The organism is Planctomycetota bacterium (assembly GCA_035384565.1).
Lineage (GTDB): Bacteria > Planctomycetota > PUPC01 > DSUN01 > DSUN01 > DAOOIT01.
Genome location: DAOOIT010000003.1, coordinates 66,682 through 89,502, shown reverse-complemented (window position 1 = coordinate 89,502; position 22,821 = coordinate 66,682). Strand labels below are relative to the sequence as shown.

The 22,821-nt window shown below is 69.3% G+C and carries 17 protein-coding genes; 2 read left to right on the top strand and 15 right to left on the bottom strand.

What is annotated here, in order from left to right; all coding sequences use genetic code 11:
- Positions 1 to 8: 8 nt before the first annotated feature.
- The 15 genes from hydE to PLE19_01875 form a co-directional block, all read right to left on the bottom strand.
- Positions 9 to 1,067: a [FeFe] hydrogenase H-cluster radical SAM maturase HydE gene (hydE, locus tag PLE19_01945; protein HPD13682.1), complete on the bottom strand. Its 1,059-nt coding sequence runs from the start codon at positions 1,065 to 1,067 to the stop codon at positions 9 to 11.
- Between the two features lie 13 nt (positions 1,068 to 1,080).
- Positions 1,081 to 2,568 (bottom strand): ATP-binding protein, encoded by a 1,488-nt coding sequence (locus tag PLE19_01940; protein HPD13681.1) that lies wholly within the window; start codon positions 2,566 to 2,568, stop codon positions 1,081 to 1,083.
- Positions 2,565 to 2,987, bottom strand: a complete 423-nt coding sequence (locus PLE19_01935; protein ID HPD13680.1) for a response regulator — start codon at positions 2,985 to 2,987, stop codon at positions 2,565 to 2,567. The genes PLE19_01940 and PLE19_01935 overlap by 4 nt, the downstream gene beginning before the upstream one ends.
- A complete protein-coding gene (locus tag PLE19_01930; protein ID HPD13679.1) occupies positions 2,984 to 5,032 on the bottom strand; it encodes a [Fe-Fe] hydrogenase large subunit C-terminal domain-containing protein in 2,049 nt (682 codons plus the stop codon). The genes PLE19_01935 and PLE19_01930 overlap by 4 nt, the downstream gene beginning before the upstream one ends.
- Positions 5,033 to 5,121: 89 nt before the next feature.
- Positions 5,122 to 6,894: an NADH-dependent [FeFe] hydrogenase, group A6 gene (locus PLE19_01925; GenBank protein HPD13678.1), complete on the bottom strand. Its 1,773-nt coding sequence runs from the start codon at positions 6,892 to 6,894 to the stop codon at positions 5,122 to 5,124.
- 70 nt (positions 6,895 to 6,964) lie between these two features.
- On the bottom strand, positions 6,965 to 10,009 hold the full coding sequence (locus PLE19_01920; protein ID HPD13677.1) for an NADH-ubiquinone oxidoreductase-F iron-sulfur binding region domain-containing protein: 3,045 nt from the start codon (positions 10,007 to 10,009) through the stop codon (positions 6,965 to 6,967).
- A 22-nt stretch (positions 10,010 to 10,031) separates the two neighbouring features.
- Positions 10,032 to 10,403, bottom strand: coding sequence for a (2Fe-2S) ferredoxin domain-containing protein (locus tag PLE19_01915; protein ID HPD13676.1), 372 nt, complete (start codon positions 10,401 to 10,403; stop codon positions 10,032 to 10,034).
- Positions 10,404 to 10,406: 3 nt separating this feature from the next.
- A complete protein-coding gene (locus tag PLE19_01910) occupies positions 10,407 to 10,940 on the bottom strand; it encodes an NAD(P)H-dependent oxidoreductase subunit E (protein ID HPD13675.1) in 534 nt (177 codons plus the stop codon).
- A gap of 41 nt (positions 10,941 to 10,981) precedes the next feature.
- Entirely contained in the window at positions 10,982 to 11,545 is a 564-nt protein-coding gene (locus tag PLE19_01905) for an ATP-binding protein (protein ID HPD13674.1), read from the bottom strand.
- Positions 11,538 to 12,245, bottom strand: a complete 708-nt coding sequence (locus tag PLE19_01900) for a PHP domain-containing protein (protein ID HPD13673.1) — start codon at positions 12,243 to 12,245, stop codon at positions 11,538 to 11,540. Before PLE19_01900 ends, PLE19_01905 begins: the two co-directional genes overlap by 8 nt.
- Positions 12,242 to 12,592 carry a serine kinase gene (locus PLE19_01895; GenBank protein ID HPD13672.1) on the bottom strand — a complete coding sequence of 117 codons (351 nt, stop codon included), beginning with the start codon at positions 12,590 to 12,592 and terminating at the stop codon, positions 12,242 to 12,244. The genes PLE19_01900 and PLE19_01895 overlap by 4 nt, the downstream gene beginning before the upstream one ends.
- Entirely contained in the window at positions 12,589 to 14,148 is a 1,560-nt protein-coding gene (locus PLE19_01890; protein HPD13671.1) for a (Fe-S)-binding protein, read from the bottom strand. The genes PLE19_01895 and PLE19_01890 overlap by 4 nt, the downstream gene beginning before the upstream one ends.
- Positions 14,149 to 14,156: 8 nt before the next feature.
- Positions 14,157 to 14,513: a hypothetical protein gene (locus PLE19_01885; protein HPD13670.1), complete on the bottom strand. Its 357-nt coding sequence runs from the start codon at positions 14,511 to 14,513 to the stop codon at positions 14,157 to 14,159.
- A gap of 297 nt (positions 14,514 to 14,810) precedes the next feature.
- Positions 14,811 to 16,217, bottom strand: a complete 1,407-nt coding sequence (locus PLE19_01880) for a sigma-54 dependent transcriptional regulator (GenBank protein HPD13669.1) — start codon at positions 16,215 to 16,217, stop codon at positions 14,811 to 14,813.
- Positions 16,210 to 17,682, bottom strand: a complete 1,473-nt coding sequence (locus PLE19_01875) for an ATP-binding protein (GenBank protein HPD13668.1) — start codon at positions 17,680 to 17,682, stop codon at positions 16,210 to 16,212. The genes PLE19_01880 and PLE19_01875 overlap by 8 nt, the downstream gene beginning before the upstream one ends.
- Positions 17,683 to 18,043: 361 nt before the next feature.
- Here PLE19_01875 and PLE19_01870 point away from each other — a divergent pair, with 361 nt between their 5' ends.
- On the top strand, positions 18,044 to 21,082 hold the full coding sequence (locus PLE19_01870) for a hypothetical protein (protein HPD13667.1): 3,039 nt from the start codon (positions 18,044 to 18,046) through the stop codon (positions 21,080 to 21,082).
- Positions 21,083 to 21,211: 129 nt separating this feature from the next.
- Entirely contained in the window at positions 21,212 to 22,786 is a 1,575-nt protein-coding gene (locus tag PLE19_01865; protein HPD13666.1) for a DUF1553 domain-containing protein, read from the top strand.
- Positions 22,787 to 22,821: the final 35 nt, after the last annotated feature.

Here is a 22,821-nt window from a genome sequence, read left to right as displayed (position 1 = left end):
CCTCGATATCACGCGCGCGCCGGAGGGGTCGCGCGGTCACGTCGCGCGGAACGGCCCGGCCCTGTGCCGAGGGTGCGGCCCAGGGCGAGGATGCGTTGCTTCAGGGCCTCGTGGGTCTCGCGCGAGGCCTCGAACAGGCAGGCTTTGGCCGGGTAGATCTCGTACAGCGCCCGGTACTGGGGCGGCGTGAGGTTGGGCATCACCACGTTGGCGCCGCGCGCCAGGCCCAGCTCGCGGCCGCGCTCGCGGTTGAGGGTGGCCAGGGCCGTGGTGCTGGGGATGTTGGCCCACGGGCAGATGAGCCGGGTGAGAGCGAGGACCTTGTAGGTCATGAGCTCGGAGTTGGGCACCTGGTCGGCGGCGGGCGCGCCGCCTGTGCCGCCGCCGAGCGGGGTCGCAGGGTGAGGAAGGTAGGGCCCAACGCCGATCATGTCGAGGTCCAGTTCGCGGAACAGCGCGATGTCGGCGGCCAGGTCGTCATAGGTCTGGCCCGGAATGCCGATCATCACGCCGCTGCCGGCCTCGTAGCCGAGGGCGGTCAGGCGGCGCAGGATCGCGATGCGGTCGGACGGGCGGCCCGCCAGCGGCGGGTGGATTCGGTCGTAGAGGGCGCGGTTGGAGGTCTCGAAGCGGAGCAGGTAACGGTCGGCCCCCGCCGCGCGCCAGGCAGCGAGATCGGCGTCGGGCCGCTCGCCCAGGCTCAGGGTCACGGCCAGCGGCGTCTCCGCCTGGATGCGCCGCACGAGGTCGGCCACCCCCTCGCGCGTCAGGCCGTAGTCCTCGCCGGCCTGAAGCACAACTGTGCCGAAGCCCAGCGCGGCGGCCTCCCGGGCGCAGGCGAGCACTTCGTCGGCTGTGAGGCGGTAGCGCCGGAGCGCGCGGTTGGGCGCGCGCAGGCCGCAGTAGGCGCACGAGCGCACGCAGTGGTTGGAGACCTCGACCAGGCCGCGCAGGTGGACGGCGTCGCCGACGTGCTCGCTGCGGACGGCGTCGGCGGCGCGCCACAGCTCATCGAGGCGCTCCTCGTCGTTCTCCCGCAGCCATTCGAGGATCTCGTTTCGCTTCATCGGCGTCGCGGCCTTAGTGCGCTTCGTCGGGCTTGACGACGGGCAGCCGCACGGTGAACGTGCTGCCCTTGCCCGGTGCGGTGTCGAGGGTGACGCGGCCCTGGTGGATCTCGACGAGGCGCTTGACGATCGTGAGGCCCAGGCCCGTGCCGGGCACGTGGGCGGTCTGCGCGTTCTTCGCCCGGTAGAACTCGTCGAAGGCGCGCTCCTTCTCCTCCGGCGCCATTCCGATTCCGTCGTCCTTCACGGCCACCTTGGCGTACATGCCGTTGGGCTCGACCTCCACGGCCACGTGTCCGTTCTCCGGGGTGTACTTGATCGCGTTGTCAATGAGGTTCGTGAAGATGCTCACGAGGGCCGCACGATCGGCCAGCACGGGCGCGCCGGCGCGATCGGCACCCTGGAGCTTCAGCTCGATGTGCTTGGCCTCGGCCCGTTCGCGGCAGGCTTCGGCCGCCGCCGTCACCGCCTCGCCCAGGTCGAGCGGGGCGCGCTTGATAACGAAGTCGCCGGTCTCCATCGCCGTGAGGTTCAGCAGGTCGGCAACCATGCCCCGCAAGGCTCGGGCGCGCAGCAACGACCGCTCGAGCATCTTGCGGTCGCGCTGCGGGTCGTTGCCGCCCACGCCGCTGAGGATGACGTTGAGATAGCCCTCGATGGCGGCCAGCGGGCTCTTGATCTCGTGGGCCACCATGGAGACGAACATGGACTTCGCGATCTCGAGCTTCTTGAGCGCCGTGATGTCGCGGAGCACGGCCACGGCGCCGAGAATGTCGCCGCCCGGCTCGAAGACCGGGCTCGCGTTGGCCATGTACGTGCACTGGTCGAGCGCGATCTCGCGCGAGACGATGAGCGGCAGCGAGGTGGCGTGCAGTGCCTCGGTGACGAGGCCCGTTAGCGGGGCGCAGGCCAACTGCTCGAGCGGCGCGGGCAACGGCAGGGCCGCGCACTCGGGCAGCATGCGGGCCGCCGCGTTGTTGCGCAGCACGACCTGGCCGTCGCGGTTCACCACGATGACGCCGTCGGTCATGCAGTGGATCACCGTATTGCACTTGGAGCGCTCGAAGGCGACTTCGAGGAGGCGGTTCTGGCGTTCTTCGCGCAGGCGGCGGGCCTCGAGGGAGAGTGCGCGGCGCTCGAGGCCGTTGCGCACGGGCAGCAGCAGTTCGTCGGGGGTGAACGGCTTGGGGATGTAGCCGTAGGCGCCGCGCTTGGTGGCCTCCACCGCCGTGTCAATCGTGGCGTAGGCGGTGACGACGAGGATCAGGGCGTCGGGGTCCAGCTCATGGATTCTCTCGACGAGTTCCAGGCCGCCCATGCGCGGCATCTTGAGGTCCACCAGCGCCGCCGTGAAGTTGCCGCGCTCGCGGAAGAGCTCGAGCCCGGCCAGGCCGTCGGCGGCCGTCTCCACCTCGTAGCCCTCGTCGGCCAGGATGCGGCGGCAGCCCTCGCGCATGCCGAGTTCGTCGTCCACCACCAGGATGCGCACGGGGTCGCTCATGGCTTTTCCCCTTCTGGGCGGCGGGCCAGGAGCCTGTGGACCGCCGCGAGCAGGTCCGCCGGCAGCACGGGCTTCTCGAGAAAGGCGTCGGCGTGCATGGCCGACAGGTCGTCGCCGGTGCGCGGGGCGAAATCGAGGCCGAGCCGCGAGGCGATGGCCGTGGCGACGATCACGGGCAGGCCTCGGAAGCGGGGGTCGGTCTTGATCTGCCGCGCCAGCGAGAAGCCGGAGTCCAGGCCGGTCATCATCAGATCGGTCACCACGAGGCAAGGCGTCTCACGGCCCAGAAGGTCCAGCGCCGTGGGAGGGTCCGGCGCGGTGGCCACACGGTAGCCGGCTGCTTCGAGAACGTGGCTCGTCATGTCCAGGAAGTCCGGGTCGTCGTCCACGAGCAGGATCAGAGGGGCCTCGCGGGTCATCGTGCTCCCCCTTTGGCCACGGTGCCGGGGAGCGGGAGAGCGGCGTCCGGCGCCGCCAGGCCATCGCCGACGGGCAGGGTGACGGTGAAGGTGGTGCCCTTGCCCACTTGGCTCTCGACGGCGATATCGCCCGAGTGCATCTTGACGACGCCGTAGCAGATGGCCAGGCCGAGGCCGGTGCCGCGCCCCATCTCCTTGGTGGTGAAGAAGGGGGTGAAGAGGCGCGAGAGGTTCTCCTCGGGAATGCCGCAGCCGGTGTCGGTCACGCGGATTTCCACGCGGTGTGCGGCGTCGCACAGCCGGGCGCCCACCTCCACCCTGCCCCCCTCGGGAGTGGCGTCCACGCCGTTGTGCACCAGGTTCACGAGCATTTGCTTGATCTGGGCGGCGTCGAGCATCATGGGAGGCAGGTCGGCCGGCACGTCGCAGGCGAGCGCCACCCCGGCCTCCTTGGCCTTGGGCGCCAGGATGGCGAAGACCTCGGCCACCAGGGCCGCCAGGTCGGTCGGGGCCTTCGAGACGCGCGACTGGCGGGCGAAGTCCAGCAGCCCACGCACGATGGCCTTGCAGCGGGTGGCCTCGTTGGCGATCATCTGGAGGTCGGCCCGGCGCGGGTCGCCGTCGCGCAGTTGCTTGAGCAGCATGTGCGAGTAGAGCAGCACGGTGCCCAACGGGTTGTTGATCTCGTGGGCCACGCCGGCCGAGAGCTGGCCCATCGAGGCCAGCCGCTCGCTCTCGATCAGGCGCTGGTGGGCCGACTTGAGTTCGGCGTGCGAGGCCTGGAGCTCCTTGCACGTTTCCTCGAGCTCCTCGACCAGGTAGGGCAGGCACATTTCGGGCTCGGCCAGGCCCTGGCAGACGGCGATGGCCTTCTCACGGCAGGTCCGGTAGCCGCAGGCGCCGCAGTTGAGCTGGTCCTCGGGGGCGAACTTGCGCAGCGAGCGCAGCGCCTGGGTGATCTCGTCCTCGGTGGGATGGCGCAGCTTGAGGTCCTGGGGCGTGTAGCCGCGGCGGAGGTCCAGGCCCTCGAACTCCGCCAGGGCATCGGCCAGGTCGCGCTGCGTGGTGAACCGGCTCTGCTCGTTGACGTAGTCGGCGATGATCTCCTTGCGGGCGAACACGCTGAGATCGTTGAGGATCTTCGGGCCGTTGATGCAACCCTCGCAGAACAGAACGTCGAAGAAGCGGGCCTGGCTGCGCCCTTCGGCCACGGCGTCGAGGGCGTCGAGCACGCGGTCCTTGCCCTCGGTGATGACGACGGCGTTCTCGAGGATGTCGGTGGAGAGCCCGGCCGTCTTCAGGAGGCCGCCCGAGATGGGGAACGAGCGGCCGATGTGGCAGCGGGGGCTGTCGAACCCGCTCTCGGGCAGTTCGTCGGGCGCAAGGCCCGCCTCGCGGATCATGTCGGCCAGCTCGCGGAAGGTCAACACGCCATCCACCTCGCCGGCCACTTTCGGGTCGCGGATCTCGTTCTTCTTGGCGATGCAGGGCCCGATGAAGACAATGCGCACCGTGTCGCCGTGGCGTTTGCGGATGGCGCGGGCCGCGGCGATCATCGGCGACACGATCGGCGCCAGCGCGTCGTGGAGCGCCGGCATGTACTTCTCGACAAAGGCCACCACGGCGGGGCAGGGGGAGGCGATGACGCGCCGGCCCGCGCGCTGGGCCTCCCGGAACAGCCGCCCGTAGGCCTGGCTGCACAGCTCGGCCCCGAAGGCCACCTCCCACACCTCGGCAAAGCCCAGCCGCCGCAGGGCGGCGACGACTTTGCCCGGGCGGGTGGGATGGAAGGCGGCGGGAAACGAGGGCGCCAGGCAGGCGAACACGCGGGAGCCGTTCCGCAGCATGCGCCGCACGCTGGCGATGCTATCCTCGATCAGCTTGGCCTTCTGCGCGCACACCTTCACGCAGTTGCCGCAGGCGATGCAGCGTTCCTCGATGACCATGGCCTGCCCGCCCTCGACCTTGATGGCCTTGGCCGGGCACTCGCGCACGCAGGTGTAGCAGCGCTTGCACTTCTCGCGGATCGTCGAGACGATGCCCATGGTCCGCTTTCTGGCCGCGGATTCCGGATTGCGGCTCGGAGGCATGGGGCCCCCGATCCGCAATCCGAAACCGCCGGTCCGCAATCCCTCTACACCTTCTGCCGCGGCTCGTAGTGCGTATGCAGCAGGTGGTGCGACTTCTCGCCGAGGGGCTTGACGAGGAACTCCTCGTAGATCTGCTTGATCTCGGGGTTCTCGTGGCTCTTGCGGAGTTTCTTCCCCTCGTCTTCCTTGTAGATGGCGGCGATGCGCGCCTTGCGCACCGCGTCGGTGGTCAGGCGCGGCTGGCCGCCGCCGCCGATGCAGCCGCCGGGGCAGGTCATCACCTCGACGAAGTGGTACTGGCCTTCGCCGCTCTTGATCCGCTCGATCACCTTGCGGGCGTTGCTCAGGCCGTGGGCCACCGCCACCCGCACCGTGACGCCCTCGAGGAATTTCCATTCGGGCACGGCCTTGGGAATCGTCAACTCCGCCTCCTTCACCCCCTCGAGGCCCACGATGGGCTTGACGTGGAGGTTCTTGAAGGGCAGCGGCTCGCCGGTGACGATTTCATAGACGGTGCGGAGGGCCGCCTCCATGACACCGCCCGTGTTGGCGAAGATATCGGCCGCGCCACTCGAGAGGCCGAGCGGGGCGTCCATCTTGTCGTCCGGCAGCGTCGTGAAGTCAATACCTGCCTGCTTGATCATACGGCCCAGCTCGCGCGTCGTCAACACGATGTCCACGTCGCGCACCCCGCTGTCGTTCATCTCTGGCCGCTGGGCTTCGAACTTCTTGGCGGTGCAGGGCATGATGGAGACGACGACGATGTCCTCGGGCCGCTTGCCAAGCTTCTGGGCGTAGTAGGTCTTGGCCACGGCGCCGAACATCTGCTGGGGCGACTTGGCGGTGGAGAGGTTCGGCAGCAGCTCGGGGTAGAAGTGTTCGCAGTACTTGATCCAGCCGGGCGAGCAGCTCGTGAACTGGGGCAGGGCCACGGCCTCTTTGTCCACCAGGGCCTTCTTGAGGCGCACGAGGAGTTCGGTGCCTTCCTCGATGATCGTGAGGTCGGCCGTGAAGTTGGTGTCGAAGACGGCGTCGAAGCCGAGGCGTCGGAGGGCGGTGACCATCTTGCCGGTGACGAGGGTGCCCGGCTTGTAGCCGAAGCACTCGCCGAGCGCGGCGCGGATGGCGGGCGCGGTCTGCACCACGACGTGCTTGGTCGGGTCGTCGAGCGCGGCCCACGCCTCGTCAATCTGGTCGCGCTCGCTGATGGCGCCCACGGGGCACACGGCGCCGCACTGCCCACACTGCACGCACACGATGTCGTTGAGGTTGGCGCCGAAGGCCGGGCCGATGAGGGTGTTGAAGCCGCGCTTCTGCGGGAAGAGCCCGCCGACGCCCTGGGTTTCGCCGCACACGGTGACGCAGCGGCGGCAGGCGATGCACTTGGCCATGTCGCGCACGAGGGCCGGGGTGCTGGTGTCCTTGGGCCGCTTGCCTTTCTCGCCGGCGTAGGTGACCTGGCGGATGCCGAGCTCGCGGGCGACGCTCTGGAGTTCGCAGTCGTCGTTGCGGTCGCAGGTCTGGCAGTCGCCCTCGTGGTCGGAGAGCAGGAGCTCGACGATGGTGCGGCGCGCGTCGCGCACGCGCTTGGAGTTGGTGAGCACCTTCATGCCGTCGGCGGCGGGCATGACGCACGAGGCGACGAGGGTCTTAGCGCCCTCGACCTCGACCACGCACACGCGGCACGCGCCGATGGCCTGCACACCCTCGAGGTAGCACAGGGTGGGGATTCGGATGCCGGCCTTCTGGGCCGCGTCCAGAATCGTCGCCCCGTTGCTGACCTCGACGGGGATGTTGTCCACTGTCAGCGTTGGCATAGGGACTTGGCTCCTTTCGCTGTCGTGACCTCCCGCAGGTCTGGGACCTGCGGGAGGTTCTCACCGGGGGTCATTCGCGGCGGAAGTCGCACCGCAGGCAGCGACGTGCCTCGCGGACGGCGATGTTCTCGGGCCAGGGGCGCTCGACCTCGCGGAAGTTGCTGCGGCGCTTGTCCACCGGGATGCGGCGGATGCGGGCCCGCGGGTACTCCACGGGGTCGGCGTCGGGGTCGAAGTACGTGTCCACCTGCTTGTCCTTGCGCCAGAAGGGATGCGCCTCGCCGCTGAGGAAGGCATCCATCGCCACGGCCGCCTTCTCGCCGGCCGCGATGGCGTTCACCACGGAGCTGGGGCCTGTGACGGCGTCGCCGCCGGCGAAGAGCCATTCCACCGACGTCCGGCCGCTCACGGCGTTGGCCTCGATGAAGCCCAGCTCGTTGAGCTTCAGCGGCGTGCCGTTGATGATCTCGCTGGGGTCGAGCGACTGGCCGATGGCGGCGATCACCTGGTCGGCCTTCACGAGGTAGGTCCCGTCGCCCCTGGCGGTGGGCGAGCGGCGCCCGGAGCGGTCGAACGCGCCCAGGGTCATCGAGCGGCACCTGACGCCGACCACCTGGCCGCCCTCGCTCACGATCTCCACGGGGGCGGTGAGGCACTCGAGGCGCACGCCCTCCTGCTCGGCGCCCTCAACCTCCTCCATGTAGGCCGGCATTTCGGCCCGCGTGCGGCGGTAGAGAATGGTGACGGTGCGGGCGCCCAGGCGGATGGCCGTGCGGGCCGCATCCACGGCGGCGTTGCCGCCGCCGATGATCGCCACGTTGCGCCCCACGGGCGCCGAGCCGCGGATGTTGTACTCGCGCAGCCAGCGGATCGCGTCCACCACCCCGTTCGCCTCTTCGCCCGGGATGCCCAGGCGCACGCCGTTCGGGGCGCCGATGCCGAGGAACACGGCCTCGTAGCCCTCGCTGCGGAGGCCGGCCAGCGTGATGTCCTTGCCCAGGCGTACGCCGGTCTCGATCTCCACGCCCATGCGCTCGATCATGCGCACCTCGCGGGCCAGCTCTTCGCGGGGCAGGCGGTAAGCGGGAATGGCCTGCACGAGCATGCCGCCCGGGCGAGGCTCGGCCTCGAAGATGCGCGGGCGGTAGCCCAGGCGGGCCAGGAAGTAGGCGCACGACAGGCCGGCGGGGCCGGCCCCGATGATCGCGATTTTGCGCTTGGCGTTGGCCTCGTTCTCGCGCATCTCGGGGAGCTGGACGGTGATTTCCTGCTCGACCATGAAGCGCTTGAGGAAGCGGATCGAGAGCGGCTCGTCGAGGGTGGCGCGGCGGCACTTGTCCTCGCACGTGTGGAAGCACACGCGCGCACACACGCTGGCGAACGGGTTGCGCTCGCGGTGCAGCCGCAGGGCCTCGGCGTAGCGCTTTTCGCCGATCAGCGACACGAAGCCGGGCACGTCCACCCGCGCCGGGCAGGCGTTCTGGCAGGGGGCGCGCACGAGGCCGGGGCACACGCCCGCCGGGCAGTGCTTCTCGCGGATGTGCGCGTCGTACTCGTCGCGGAAGTAGCGGATGGTGGAGAGCACGGGGTTGGGCGCCGTCTGGCCCAGGCCGCACAGCGCCGTGTCCTTGATCTTCTTGCCCAGGTCCATCAGCCGCTCGACATCGCCCTCGACGCCCTTGCCGTTGCAGATGCGCTCGAGGATCTCGAGCATGCGCTTGGTTCCCACGCGGCAGGGCGCGCACTTGCCGCACGACTCCTCCTGCACGAAGTCCAGGAAGAACCGCGCCACGTCCACCATGCAGCTATCCTCGTCCATCACGATCAGGCCGCCCGAGCCCATGATGGCGCCCAGCTCGGTCAGGCTCTCGTAGTCCACCGGCACGTTGAGGTGCTGGCGCGGGATGCAGCCGCCCGAGGGGCCGCCGATCTGCGCGGCCTTGAAGGCCTTGCCGCCCGGGATGCCGCCGCCGATGTCGTAGATGATCTCGCCCAGGGGCGTGCCGATCGGCACCTCGACGAGGCCCGTGTTGTTCACGGCGCCGGCCAGGGCGAACACCTTGGTGCCCTTGGAGAGCTTGGTGCCGAACGAGGCGTACCACTCGGGGCCCTTGAGGAGGATGGCGGGCACGTTGGCGAAGGTCTCGACGTTGTTGAGCACGCTGGGCTTGCCCCAGAGGCCCTTGTTGGCGGGGAAAGGCGGGCGGGGCCGCGGCTCGCCGCGCTTGCCCTCGATGGAGGTCATCAGCGCGGTTTCCTCGCCGCACACGAAGGCGCCCGAGCCCTTGCGCACCTCGAGGTCGAAGCAGAACTTCGTGCCCAGGATGTTCTCGCCCAGCAGGCCGTACTCGCGCGCCTGCCGGAGCGCGTGCTCGAAGCGCTCGACGGCGAGCGGGTACTCGGCGCGGATGTAGGCGTAGCCCTGCGAGGCGCCGATGGCGTAGGCCGCAATGGCCATGCCCTCGATCACGCTGTGCGGGTCGCCCTCGAGCACGCTGCGGTCCATGAACGCGCCCGGGTCGCCCTCGTCGCCGTTGCAGAGGATGTACTTGACGTCGCCCTCGGCTTTGCGGCAGAGGCTCCACTTGAGCCAGGTGGGGAAGCCGGCGCCGCCGCGGCCGCGGAGGCCCGACTGCTTCATCTGCACGATCACCTCGTCGGGCGTCATGCTGGTGAGCACCTTGGCCAGGGCCTGGTAGCCGTCGCGGGCGATGTACTCTTCGATGTTCAGCGGGTCAATCACGCCGCAATTGCGCAGCACGATCTTGACCTGCTTGCCGAAGAAGGGGATGTCGCCGATCGCGCGGATCGGCTCCTCCTTGGCCGGCTCCTTGTGGACCAGGCGGTCCACCACGCGCCCCTTGAGCAGGTGTTCCTCGACGATCTCGGGCGCGTCGCCCGCCTCGAGGCCCTGGTAGAAGACGCCGTCGGGGTAGATGACGGCGACCGGGCCCACGGCGCAGGGGCCGAGGCAGCCGGTCTCGACGATCTTGACCTCCTTGTCGAGGCCCCGCCGTTCGACTTCGGCGCAGAAGGCGTCGCGCACCTCGTTGGCTCCCGAGGCGACGCACCCGGCGCCCGTGCAGACCAGCACGTGACATCGTGTGGTATCCATGCGTTTCTGTGCCCCTTTCACCTCAGTAGGTGATGATGTGCTCGATGACCGGCCGGCCGCCGAGGACGTGTTCCTGGATGATCTCGTGGACCTTGTGCCGGTCGAGCTTGCCGTAGCGGAACTCCTTGCCCGCCTTGTCGGTGATGGTCATCATGGGCTCCTGGTCGCAGAGGCCCAGGCAGCCGGTCTGCTTCACCGTCACGTGGGCCGCCTTGGCCTCGCTCAGTTCGCTCACGACCTGCCCGAGCACGTCGCGCGCGCCCGCGGCGATGCCGCAGGTGCCCATGTGCACCACCACGTGGGTGTCGCCTTGGCTCGTACGCAGTTCCACGGCCGCCCGCGCCTTGTCGCGGATGGCCTTCAGGTCGGCCGGGCTCGTGATCTTCTTCTCCACGGCTCAGTCTCCCTTCTTCGCGGTCACGTCCTGGAGACGCACCTGGTCGAGGATGTCCTTGACCTTGTTGGCCTTCACGCGCTGGTGCACCTCGCTGTCAATCATCATGGCCGGGGCCAGGCCGCAGGCACCGAAGCACCGCGCCACACTCAGTGAGAACGTGCGGTCGCCGGTCGTCTCGCCCACGTCAATGCGCAGGTGGTCCTTGATCGCCTCCAGCACCTGCTTGGCGCCGCGCACGTAGCAGGCGGTGCCCAGGCACACGCGCACCAGGTGCCGCCCGCGCGGCGCGGTGGAGAAGAACGAGTAGAACCCCACGACCCCTGCCACCTCGCTGTACGACTTGCCCATGCGCAGGCTGATCCGCTTGAGCGCCTGCTCGGGCAGGTAGCCGAAGAGGTCCTGAGCCGATTGCAGCACGGGGATCAGCGCGCCGCTCGTCTCGCGGTACTTCTCCAGCACCTCGTCGAGTTGGGTGTAGAGCGACTGCTCTGTCACCTGCTCCTCGACGGCGCCGCTCGCCTTTCCGTCTGACATGCCACTTTCTCCTTTCTTCTCACGCCTCACGCGGCGTCCCATCACGCCAGGATCTCCACGGCGGCCAGCCCCTCGCGCACCTTCTCGGCGAGCCGCCGGGCCACGGCCAGCCCGCACCGCTCGCCGAAAGGAAGCTCCTTCTCCACCTCCGAGGAGCGCACCACGCACTCGCGGCCATCGTCCTGCCCGGGCCCCCGGACGATGAGCCGGCACCAGACATCCACGTCCGGATTCGTGCACACGACCGACGACAGGGTGGCGGCCAGGTCGCCCATCGGGCTGCGGTCCACGTGCCCGAGCTGCATGCAGGCCGCCACGGCCAGGCCGCCCAGGGGCGAACGGCTCAGGGTCATGCGCCCGCCGGCACGCTCCACCGCGCCCTGGAACAGGCTCAGCCCCAGGCCCGTGCGCTTCCCGGCCTTGGTCGTGTAGAAGGGGTCGGTCGCCTGCTCCGGCGGCACCGACAGGCCGGGGCCATTGTCCTCCACCACGATCCGCAGCTTGTCCCGCGCGAGGTCCTGCTCGATCGTCACCGAGATCACCGTGGCCTCGGCGCGGATCGAGTTCTCCATCAGGTCCAGCAGGTGCAGCGAAAGGTCACGCACAGCCACACCTCCGGCCCTCCCGCGCGCACAGGGCCAGCCTCAGTTCCTCGAACGTAGCGTCCTCGGCCTCCACCCACGTACGTCCCGCGCCCAACTCGTCGAGCGAGTGGGCGTCGGAGCCGCACACCACGGGCAGTTCCACGGGGATGGCGGCCTTAGTCCGCCAATCCGTAATGGGCCGCCCGGAGTCAGCGATTCTCCTGGCGCCGGCGGCCGAGATTTCTACCGCGTCGAACGCGGCGTCGGGCGGGAAGAAGCCCAACTGGGCGATGACGCCGTAGGAGGGCCGGTCCACGTGCGATGCCACGGCCAGCCCCCCGTGCCCGTGCACGAGCGCGACGGTCTGGGCGAGATCGAGCCCGCAGCCCGTCGAGAGCAGCTGGCGATCGGCCCGTGCGCGCGGGGGGAGCGCGGCGCGGACTTTCGCGCCCACCACGCCGGCGGCCGCCGCATCGGCGAAAAGGCCGAGCACGTGGATCTCCTCGCGGGTGGTGATCTCGATGCCGGCCAGCACGGCCAGGCGGCCGCCCGCGGCCTCCTGCACGGCTGCCGCATTCTCCGCGCTGTTGTGGTCGCAGATGGCGATCATCGCCAGCCCCAACTCAAGCGCCCGAGCCACAATGGCGGGCGGGGTCATCTCGTCGGCGGCACAGGGCGAGTGCGCCGTGTGCACGTGCAAGTCGGCCGCAAAGCGCCTCACGCATGGCGTCCCCGGAGCCCGAGGGCGTGCAATTCCCCCACGAGGTCGAAGGCGGACGCCCGCGAGGCGAACAGCGGCATCTGCTCCTCCACGGCCTTGGCCAGCACCGGCGCCTCGGGCAGGCGGCCGGCGGCGAACACCACCGCCGACAGCCCCGCGTGGACGGCCACCGCGAGCACGTTCATGTGCACCTGGATCGTCACCAGCACCCCTTGGCGAGGGGCATTGGCCAGCACGTCGCTCAGGAGGTCCGACACGTGGCCGCCCTTGGCCTCGCGCCCGTCGAGCGGGATCTCGGGCGTCAGGTTCTGAAGGCCCAGGCGCTCGATGATCTCGGTCAGCTTCACCGCTTGTCCTCCTTGTCCAGGCGGCGTTGCAGGCACGCGGCCGCGTCGGCGCGCCCCAGCACGATATCCTCGGCCAGCGCCCGGCAGGTGGGGGCGCCGCACAGCCCGCAATCCCTGCCCGGCAGTTCGCGGAGCAGCCGGTCCATCTCGGCCAGCTTGGCGATCGCGCGGGCCATGTCCTCATCGAGGCGCAGGCCCCGCCGCGCCGCGAAGGCCCTCTCGCGGCGGATGGCTCGCGCGGCCGGGCGCGCCGCGCCGCTGGCGCCGGCCCAGCGCCAGCGGGCCACGGCGGGCTCGCCCCGCAACAGCGGCGAGCCGAAACACCCCTCCTCGCAGGCGAGGAGCTCCAGCACCGGCACGTCGGCCAACAGGCCGTTCTCCGCTTCCTCCAGGGCCGCGATCACGCGCCGGGCGCCCGTGACGCGAAGAACGTCCTCCCCGCGCTCGCCCACCGCCTCGGGCCGCGGGACGCGCGGCGAGGCGTCACCCCTGCCCCCTTCGGCGGCCTGCCGCCGAACCGCCTGCACCAGCAAGCTGGATGCCACGATTCCGCGGAGCCGCCCGCGCGAGGCGGCAAGCACGCTGCATTGCGCGGGGCAGCCCACCGCAACAGCAGCGTCCCGGCCCGCCGCCTCGCTTACGGCGGCCTCCACGGGGGAGGCGAAGGGGGCAAGGTGACGGATCAACGACGGAAACCGCATCTCCACCAGGCTCACGACTGCCGGACACACAGGCGACAGCACGGGCCAGGGCCGGCCCTCTTCGCGCGCAACTGCCGCCACAGCCTCGCGCAGAGCCTGCTCCCAGTGCTCCTGCACCCAGACCTCGGCCACACCCAGCGCGGCCAGCGTAGCCAGGACCCGGCCCGGGCCGAAGCGCGCGCCGAACTGCGAAAGCAATGCCGCGGGCACGATGAGCGTTGTGCCGGCGACTCGGTCCAGGGTCTCCTCCACCCCCTCCAGCGTCAGCGCGCCGGCCGGGCAGGCCGCAAGGCACGCGCCGCACCCGAAACAGAGGTGCTCGAGAACCTGAGGACGGCCGCCGCGCACGCGGAGCGCCTCCGTGGGGCAGGCGCGCAGGCAACGCAAGCAGCCGGTGCACCGCGAGGCCGCCACGCGCAGCCACACGGGCGCGCGGCACCCCGCCGCCTGGGGCGCCAGGTAGATGCGGAAGCTCAGGCGCGTGCCGCTGCCCGGCGCCGACTCGAGCTCGAAGCGGTCGCTGTTGCGTTTGATATTGGGCAGGCCCATGCCGGCGCCGAAGCCCAGTTCCCGCGCGGCCGCGGGAGCGGTCGAGTAGCCTTCCCTCATCGCCGCCTCGATGTCGGGGATGCCCGGGCCGGCGTCCACGACCTCCACATCCAGCACCCCCTCGTCGAGCGTGACGCGCATCTCGCCGCCGTGGGAGTGGATGGCCACGTTCGCCTCGGCCTCGTAGGCGGCGATCATCGCGCGGCGCACGGCGGTCGGCTCCGCGCCCGCCCTCTTGAGCATGCCCTTGAGCTCGCTCGAGGCGGCCCCAACGCGTTCGTAGTCACCGGCAATGATGCGGTACATGGCGGTGCTCATGAGGGGGAGGCCGAGCGCTCGCGGCGCAGGCAATCGTAGAGCCGTCCGCACGTCTCGAACATGTCGAACGGCGAGACCATCAACACGGTGCCGCTGTTGGCCGCGGCGCGCAGCAGCTCCGGCCCTGGGACAATCGCGTTGAGGAGACACACTGCCGAGCCATCGAGGAGCGCAACCGCGCGAACGAGCTGGGCGGTCGCCAGGTTTGTGACAATGAGCGCAGTGGGCGAGGTGTGATTCAGGAGATCGCTCATGCGGTCGCCGGCGTAGACCCGCTCGATGGCGCGTGGGCCACTGCCATCCGCCGTGAGGATCCGGGCGCCGAGCGCCTTTGCAAGACAGTCCAGCGTCACGCACACAGCCTCCACCCTCCGGTTGTTGAGGGTTAAAGCAACCCTCGTGCCGGATTGCACAAGGAAGCGCGCCAGATGCCCTAAGTAGTTTTTCAGCAAGAAGTTACAGGTGCACCATCGGCTGGCAGAGGCGGGATTGGGCTATGGGCGAGCGGTGAGGCGGGAGGACGGCGAGCGGTGGCCAGAAGGCCCGCTTCGACTGTAAGTTCTTGACCTGGATGGTCATATGCGTTCTGGGCATCCGGCTCACATGGGAGACTTATGCCCACAGATGCTCATAGGCCGCCGCGCGGGCGATCAGCTCTCGCGAAAACCTTCCTTGTTCAGTTCGTACTTGCGCATGCGCTCGTAGAGGGCGCGGCGCGAGATGCCGAGTGCCGCCGCGGTGGCGCCGACCTCCCCCTTCTGCTCGCGGAGTGTGGCCTCGATGACGGAGCGCTCGGTCCGCTCCATCTCCTCGCGCAGCAGCCCGCCGGTGGCCGGCAGCGAAAGCAGGCGCCCCGAGGAGAAAGCCTCATCGAGGGTGAATTCGCCCGCTACGCCCGCCTGTGCGGTGATGACCATCCGCTCAATGGCGTTCTTGAGCTCTCGCACGTTGCCCGGCCAGTTGTGGCGCAGCATGGCGCCCAGGGCCGCCTCGGTGAGCTTGGGCACGGCCACGCCGTTGCGGTCGGCCGCCTGCTTGAGGAAAAAGGAGGCGAGGAGCGGGATATCCTCGCGCCGCTCGCGCACGGGCGGCACAACGATGGTGAGAACGGCGATGCGATGGTAGAAATCCTCGCGCATGCGGCCGTTCCGCACCTCCTGCTGGAGGTCGGCCTTGGTGGTGGCGAGGAGGCGCACGTCCACCTTGCGCGGCCTGTCGTCGCCGAGGGGTTGCACCAGCCCATCCTCGAGCACGCGCAGGAGCTGCACCTGGGCCCGCACCGAGATGCTTTCGATCTCGTCGAGCAGCAGGGTGCCCCCCGAGGCGGAGACCAGCTTGCCCGCGCGCTCCGTCTCAGCGCCCGTGAAGGCGCCCTTGGCGTGCCCGAAGAGCTCGCTCTCGAGCGTGGTCTCGGGCAATGCCCCCGCGTTGACGGGCACGAACGGCCCCCTGGCTCGGGGGCCCTCGGCGTGGATGGCCCGCGCGACCAGTTCCTTGCCGGCCCCCGTTTCGCCGGCAATGAGCACAGGGGCGCTCGAGCGGGCGACGACCTCGATCTGCTCGTAGAGGTCGAGCATCGGGCGGCTGCGGCCGACCATGCCGAACCGGCCGTCCTCCTCCGCGGAGAGCATCTTCAGGCGCCGGCGCAGTTCCGCGGCCTCGCGCCGGAGGGCCATCTTCTCCATCGCGCGCGCCACGCAGGCCAGCAACACATCGGCCTCGAACGGCTTCTCGACGAAGTCGTAGGCCCCGCCCTTCAGGCAGCGGACGGCCATGGACACGTCGCCGTGGCCGGTGACCATGATCACCGGCGGCGCGAAGCCGCGCCGCATCACCTCGGCCAGGAACTCCTCGCCGTCGAGGCCCGGCATCTTCACGTCGGTGACCACCACATCGGCCTCGGGCAGCCCGGGCCAGGCCAGCGCCGCCTCGGCCGACGAGAAGGCCTGCACGCGGTACCGCCGCAGGCGCAGCATCTGGGTGATGGACAGGCGCGCGGCCTCGTCGTCGTCAATCACCACGATCATGCCCGATGGCTGTTGGGCGGGGCTAGACATCGCTTCCCAGGGCCTCCCGGATTTCCTCCGGCTTGGGCAGGGGCAGCCGGATGGTGAACCGCGCGCCGCGGCCGCGTTCGCCCTCGGCGGCGATCACGCCGCCGTGGTCCTTGACGATCCGCTCGGAGATCGTGAGGCCCAGGCCCGTGCCGTGGCCGTGCTTCTTGGTGCTGTAGAAGGGGGTGAAGAGCTTCGCCGCCTCCTCGGGCGAGAAGCCCTTCCCCGTGTCGCTCACCTCGAGCACCACGGGGCGGTTGCCGCCGGCGGCGCACGCCGTGCGCACGGTCAGACGCCGCGTCGCCGTCTCCTCCATCGCCTGCCGGGCGTTAGTCAGGAGGTTCAGGAAGACCTGCTCGAGGCGGGTCCGGTCGCCCAGAATCCGCGGAAGCTCGGGGTCCAGTTCGAGGCGGGTCTCGACCCCGGTCAGCCGCAGTTGGGGCATCAGGAACTCCACGCTCTCGCGGATGATGGCATTGAGGTCCACCAGGGCGAGTTGGCGGTCGGCCTTGCGCGTCATGCCGCGCATCTGGTTGATGATGCGGGCCGCCCGATCCACCTGTTCGGTGATCAGGCGCAGGTTGTCCTTGACCTCGTCGGAGGCGCCGCCCCCCTCCTCCAGCATGTAGAGGGCGTTCTTGGCGAAGTTGCGGATGCCGGTGAGCGGCTGGTTGAGGTCGTGGGCCACCGCGGCCGCCATCTCGCCCAGCTCGGCGAGCCGGGTCGAGTGCACGAGCTGGTCCTCCTGGCGCCGGGCGAGGTCGGCCAGCTCGCGGCGCTTGGCCTCAGCCTCCTTGCGGTCCGTGATGTCATACACGTTCATCAGCACCGTGCGTCCCGAGTCCTCTTGGGCCACGGAGCTGAGCACATCGGCCCAGAGCCACGAGCCATCGGCCCGCACGAGGCGGGCCTCGTAGTGCAGGTCGGCGAAGCCTTTGGCCTCGCGTTCGGCCACCAGCCCGCGCACACGGGGCAGATCCTCCGACAGGAACAGCTCCCACACGCTGCGGCCCACCAGCTCGGCCGGGCGGCAGTGCAACAGCTCCCCCAGGTGCTGATTGGCGAAAGTGATGCGGAAATCGGGGTAGCAGTAGAGGAGGATGCCCGTGAGCGATTTCTCCACGAGGAGCTTATGGTGCCGCTCCGAGAGGCGCAAGGCTTCATGGCCGGCCGCCACGCGCTCGCTGAGCGCCGCGGCGCACGCCCCAGCCGCCACGAGGAACCCCGCCCGAGCCAGGTCATGCCACAACACGCACACAGCCAGCCCCGCCGCGTGCAGCGACAGGCTGACGCCGGCCAGCAGCACCGACACGGCCACGCCCCGCCACCCCCACCAGAGCGCGGCCAGCACCGCGGGGATGTAGGCGAAGTGGGTGTAGACGAGTTCCGCCTTCTGCACGACGTTCGCATACACGCTGGCGGCGCCGTACAGGCCCACCAACGCACCCACGATCAGCAGGCGAACCATGCTCCGCCGCTCTCGCGTCATCCCGGCCTCGCTCGGGTTCTTCCGCCTCCGCATCCTATTCTATCTTCCAGGCTTGCGCGGCGTCAACCCGAAACCGCGTCTCGGGTGCGGGCAGGAATCGTAGGTAGTTTCTGACACCAGGAGGCAAGTGTCCAGGCCGGCAGAAGTGGAGGACACGCCGCAATGGTAGCCGCGAGCGTCCCGCTTGCGGCTCTTTTCATCCGTTTGATAAGCGGGACGCTTGTCGCTACGAGAATCCGCAACAAGAGCTACCTACGGAAATGGCCCACGCCCCCGCGTCTCGGGGTTTGACAGAGGCGGCCCGTCGGCCTACAATCCAGCACGACCCAGGGAGAGAGTCATGGCCACGCCGGGTCGCCACGTGCTTCTCGCCGCCGCGCTCGTGCTCGCCCGCGCCGGGTCAGCCGACATCACGGTGCAGGGCACCGTGTACTACTGGAACGGCCACGAGCGCGCGTACAAGGTGGACGACACCCTCGGCGCCTGGAAAGCCGCGGCCAACACCCAGGTGCAGGTTGAGAACGACTGTCTTGCCGTCGGCGACGTCACGACTTACACCGACTGGACCGGCCAGTACAAAGTCACGTTCCAGCAGCGCTTCTTCCGCCCCGACTTCAACCACCTGCGCGTGAACATCGAAGTCCGTGCCCAGGTCCTCCTCGAAAAGGATGTGATGGACAGGCAGGGACGGCGGCAAGACATTACGGTAGCCTGCTATAAGACCAACTACATCCTCGGGCTCGACCTCGGCGGTCTCGCGCGAATCTTCCCTTACAACGGGCAGACGGACAGTGTGTACATCAGGGATGGAGAGACTCGGACGCTGAACGTCTACGTGGGTCCGAAGGAGTGCCCCGACCCGCCGGCGCCCACGATCCCGGGCTGGCAGAACCTGCGGGTGACATCGTGGGACTATGATGACGACGGTCGTCGCACCACAGCGGCCCTCTTCATGACCCAGTGCTGCGACGAGGCCTACCGCTTCCTCGTCCGGAACTGCGCGGACAAGAAGGAGCTCCGCCGCTCCACCAGCCTCTTCTACCCCGCCAACAAGAGCGCCTACATCTTCAAGCCCCAGAAGGGCGCCTGGATTGACATCGGCAAGGCGGATCTCTTCAGGGACGAGGAAGCACGCGACGAAGAGCGCTGGTGGAATTGGCAGGCCCTGCGCTGCACCATGCTGCACGAGTACGGCCACAAGCTGATGCACGATATCTATTGGACGCTCCCCAAACCCTACCCCTGGGGCCACGGGGGCAACCCCTTCTCCGACGAGGCCAACGACCATGACCCCCTGGCCTGCAAGACAGAAGAGATGGGCCTCTGCGAGGGCTGGGCCGACTTCCTCCCCGCGGTCCTCCAGCGCTCGCCCACCCTCAAGGGCGAACGCGTCTTCGTCTACCACCCCGCGGGATTGACCCACGACGGCTACAACATCGAACACGCCTGGTACCCCGGCATGCCCAGGAATTCGGCCCAGGAGGGCTATCTGGACGCCGGGGGAAACGTGGCGTGGCGCGGCGACGTCAAGGGCCGCCGCGAGTGGAACGAGACCGAGGTCGCCGCCGTCCTCTGGGACGTTCACGACACCACCGGCTGGGAGTACATGCCCCAGTCGCAGCAGGATGCCAAGCCCGCGGCCTGGCCCGCCGACCTGATGTGGTTCGACCGCGTGTGCGACTTCAAGCTCGAACGCATCTGGGCCATTCTGCGCGAGGAGCCCGAATGCCTCAACGATGAGGACGAGATGGAGGTCAACCGCGACAGCTTCTGGACCTTCTGGCTCGCAAAGTACGGCGGCGACCGGGAGCTGGTTCACGGCCTCAAGGCCATCCTGCACAACCGCGAGATGCCCCACAAGCTGCGGCCGCAGAACGCGCCCCAGATTGTCAGCGTGCGGGTTCTGCCCGGCTGCTCGACCGTGCTCTTCGCCGACGTGACCGTGAAGGAAAGCGACGAGGAGGATCGCCCGTTCCTCTACTACAACGTCGCCTATGGCAAGGGCACGGACCCGCTCAAGCTCCTGCATCAAGGCGACCGGCCGCTCGAGGGCGAATGGGCGGGCGACCAGCTCGTGGGCCGCCTCCGCCTGCCGCCACGCGGCGACTGGGACCGCCTGATCGTGAAGGTGCACGACAGCATGACCTGCGCCTTCGCACAATCGGGCGATGCCACGTGGCAAGACGACTCGGCCGGCAGCGGGCCACGGCTGCGCCTGATTGACGCCAACGGCGGCGAGTACCCCGACCCCCGCATCGCCGCCATCGGGCCAGGAGGCACCGTGTGGACCTGGGGCAACAGCCAGGTCGGCTGCCCCACCCTCATCGCCAGGGACTTCAAGCAGTCCAACGAATGGCGCTCGCGGGCCAACCAGACCCCGGGCCTGAGCGGCGTAGTCGCCTTGGCATGCATCCAGGTCGGCCACTATGTCGCCCTCAAGTCGGACGGCACGGTGTGGACCTGGGGCACGGCGGACAGCGGGGGCGGAGCGCTCGGCATCGGCGATGCGAAGCCGGCCCCCGACCGCGCCCCCAACCTGGTGCCCGGCCTGAGCGACGTGGTGGCCGTGGATGCCGGCATCGGCAACAGCTTCGCCCTGAAGGCCGATGGCACGGTGTGGGCCTGGGGCTTCAACGGCAGCTACAACCTGGGCGATGGCACGCGTGAGCGGCGCAAGAGCCCCGTGCAGGTGCAGGGCCTGGAAAAGAAGATCAAGGCCATCTCCACCGCTACCGGCGGCTTCACCCTGGCCGTGGATGAGGACGGCGAAGTCTGGGTCTGGGGCGACCCGCCCCTCCACGTGCTGAATCCCAGGACGGGACCGCGGGAATTGTCGCTGAAGAAGCCCGAAAAGGTGCCCTGCCTGCGCGACATCGTGGACGTGTGCGCCGGCACCCCCTCGCTCGCCCTCGACAAGCAGGGCGCCGTGTGGGAGATCGGGTCCACCGACTACTTCACGGGGGCCAAGCACAGCCCGGAGCCGGGCCGCGTGCCGGGCCTGCCCAAGATCATCGCCATCGCCGGCAGGGGCTCGCCGCGCGTGGCCCTGGCCGAGGACAGCCAGATATGGACCTGGGCGCGAACGAACGAGCACGGCCAGCTCGGCAACCCGAAGCGCCAGAAGCCGGAGGACTGCATCAAGCCGGCACCCCTCGATAGCATCCGCGGCTGGGTCGCCATCGCCGCAGGCGTGGGCTTCGGGGCCGCCGTCCATCAGCAGGGCTACGCCGTCACCTGGGGCCTCGGCAAGGCCCGGGGCGACGGGCAGCGGGAGGACACCGACGCGGTGAACGCCGTCAAGACCCACACCTATCGTGTCCCGAGCCGGCCCGGCGAGGACCCCGAGTTCAGGCCGATCCCGCTCTGGCTGTTCCACTGACGCAGCGGCTCTTGACAAGACCTCGATAACCGGGCAGTATATGTAGTGTAAGACACGGGCGATGCGTCCCGACAGCCGCGGGCCGGCGCGTCTTCGGATGGTGCGTGGGTACCTGGCGCCGAGGCAAACGTGAAGACCCCCACCCTACTCGCAGCAGCTCTCGCGGTCGGTGCGATGCGGCTGTGCGCGGGCGAGGCTCCCGCGTCTCCGGCCGAGCGGCCCCGCAGCGCCGCGCCGCACGCCACGATTGACGACGCCGTGTTCAACCGCCTCAAGGCGCTCGGCATCGAACCGGCCGTCCCCTGCACCGACGAGGTCTTCCTCCGCCGCGTGTACCTCGACATCATCGGCACCGTGCCCACGCGCGAGGAGGCGAAGAGCTTCCTGCTCGACGTCTCTCCCGGCAAGCGCACCGCGCTGATTGACCGCTTGCTCCAGCGGCCGGAGTTCGCCGACTACTGGGCGATGAAGTGGAGCGACCTGCTGCGGGTGAAGGCCGAGTTCCCCATCAACCTGTGGCCCAACGCCGCGAACGCCTACTTCACGTGGATCCGCACGAGCCTCAAGGAGAACCTGCCCTACGATCGCTTCGCCCGCGAGCTGCTCACGGCCAGCGGCAGCAACTTCCGCGTACCGCAGGTGAACTTCTACCGCGCCCTTCAAAGCAAGGACCCCGAGGCCCTGGCCCGCACGGTGGCGCTCACGCTGATGGGCGAGCGCGCCGAGAAGTGGCCCAAGGAACGCCTGGCCGGAATGGCCGCCTTCTTCGCGTGCGTGGGCTACAAGAGCACCCGCGAGTGGAAGGAGGAGATCGTCTTCTTCGACGTCGCCAAGGCCGCCAGCCCCGAGGCGCCGAAGACCGCCACCTTCCCCGACGGCACGAGCGTGCCCCTCTCGCCCGACCGCGACCCACGCGAGCTCTTCGCCGACTGGCTGATCACGCCCAAGAACCCCTGGTTCACCCGCAACATCGCCAACCGCGCATGGTACTGGCTGGTGGGGCGCGGCATCATCCACGAGCCCGACGACATCCGCCCCGACAACCCGCCCAGCAACCCCGAGCTGCTCGCCCTCCTCGAAGACGAGCTGCGGGCGGCCAACTACGACCTCAAGCACCTCTTCCGCCTCATCCTCAACTCGAAGGCCTACCAGCTCTCCGCCGTGCCCAGGAGCACACACCCCGAGGCCGAAGCGAACTTCGCCTCCTACGCCATCCGGCGCCTGGATGCCGAGGTGCTCATTGACGCCCTGAACCAGATCACGGGCACGACCGAAGAGTACTCCAGCGCCATCCCGGAGCCGTTCACGTGGATCCCCGAGAACCGGCGCTCCATCGCCCTGCCCGACGGCAGCATCACCAGCGCGTTCCTCGAAATGTTCGGCCGCCCGCCGCGCGACACCGGCCTCGAGGCCGAACGCAGCAACAAGTTCACCCCCGCGCAGCGGCTGCACATGTTGAACTCCAGCCACGTCCGGCGCAAGATCACCGAGGGCGGCCCCCTGCAACCCCTGCTCTCCGGCGCCAAGAGCCAGCAAGCCGCCGCCACCGAGCTCTACCTCACCATCCTCTCGCGTTTCCCCACGCCCCGGGAGCTGGAGATCGTGAGGGCCTACTCGGAAACCGAAGAGGGCAAAGGAACCGCCGCCCTGGTGGACCTGGCCTGGGCGCTCTTCAACAGCACGGAGTTCCTGTACAGACACTAGGTCTCTGGCCGTCGGCCCGAGCGGGCCGAGGCCGT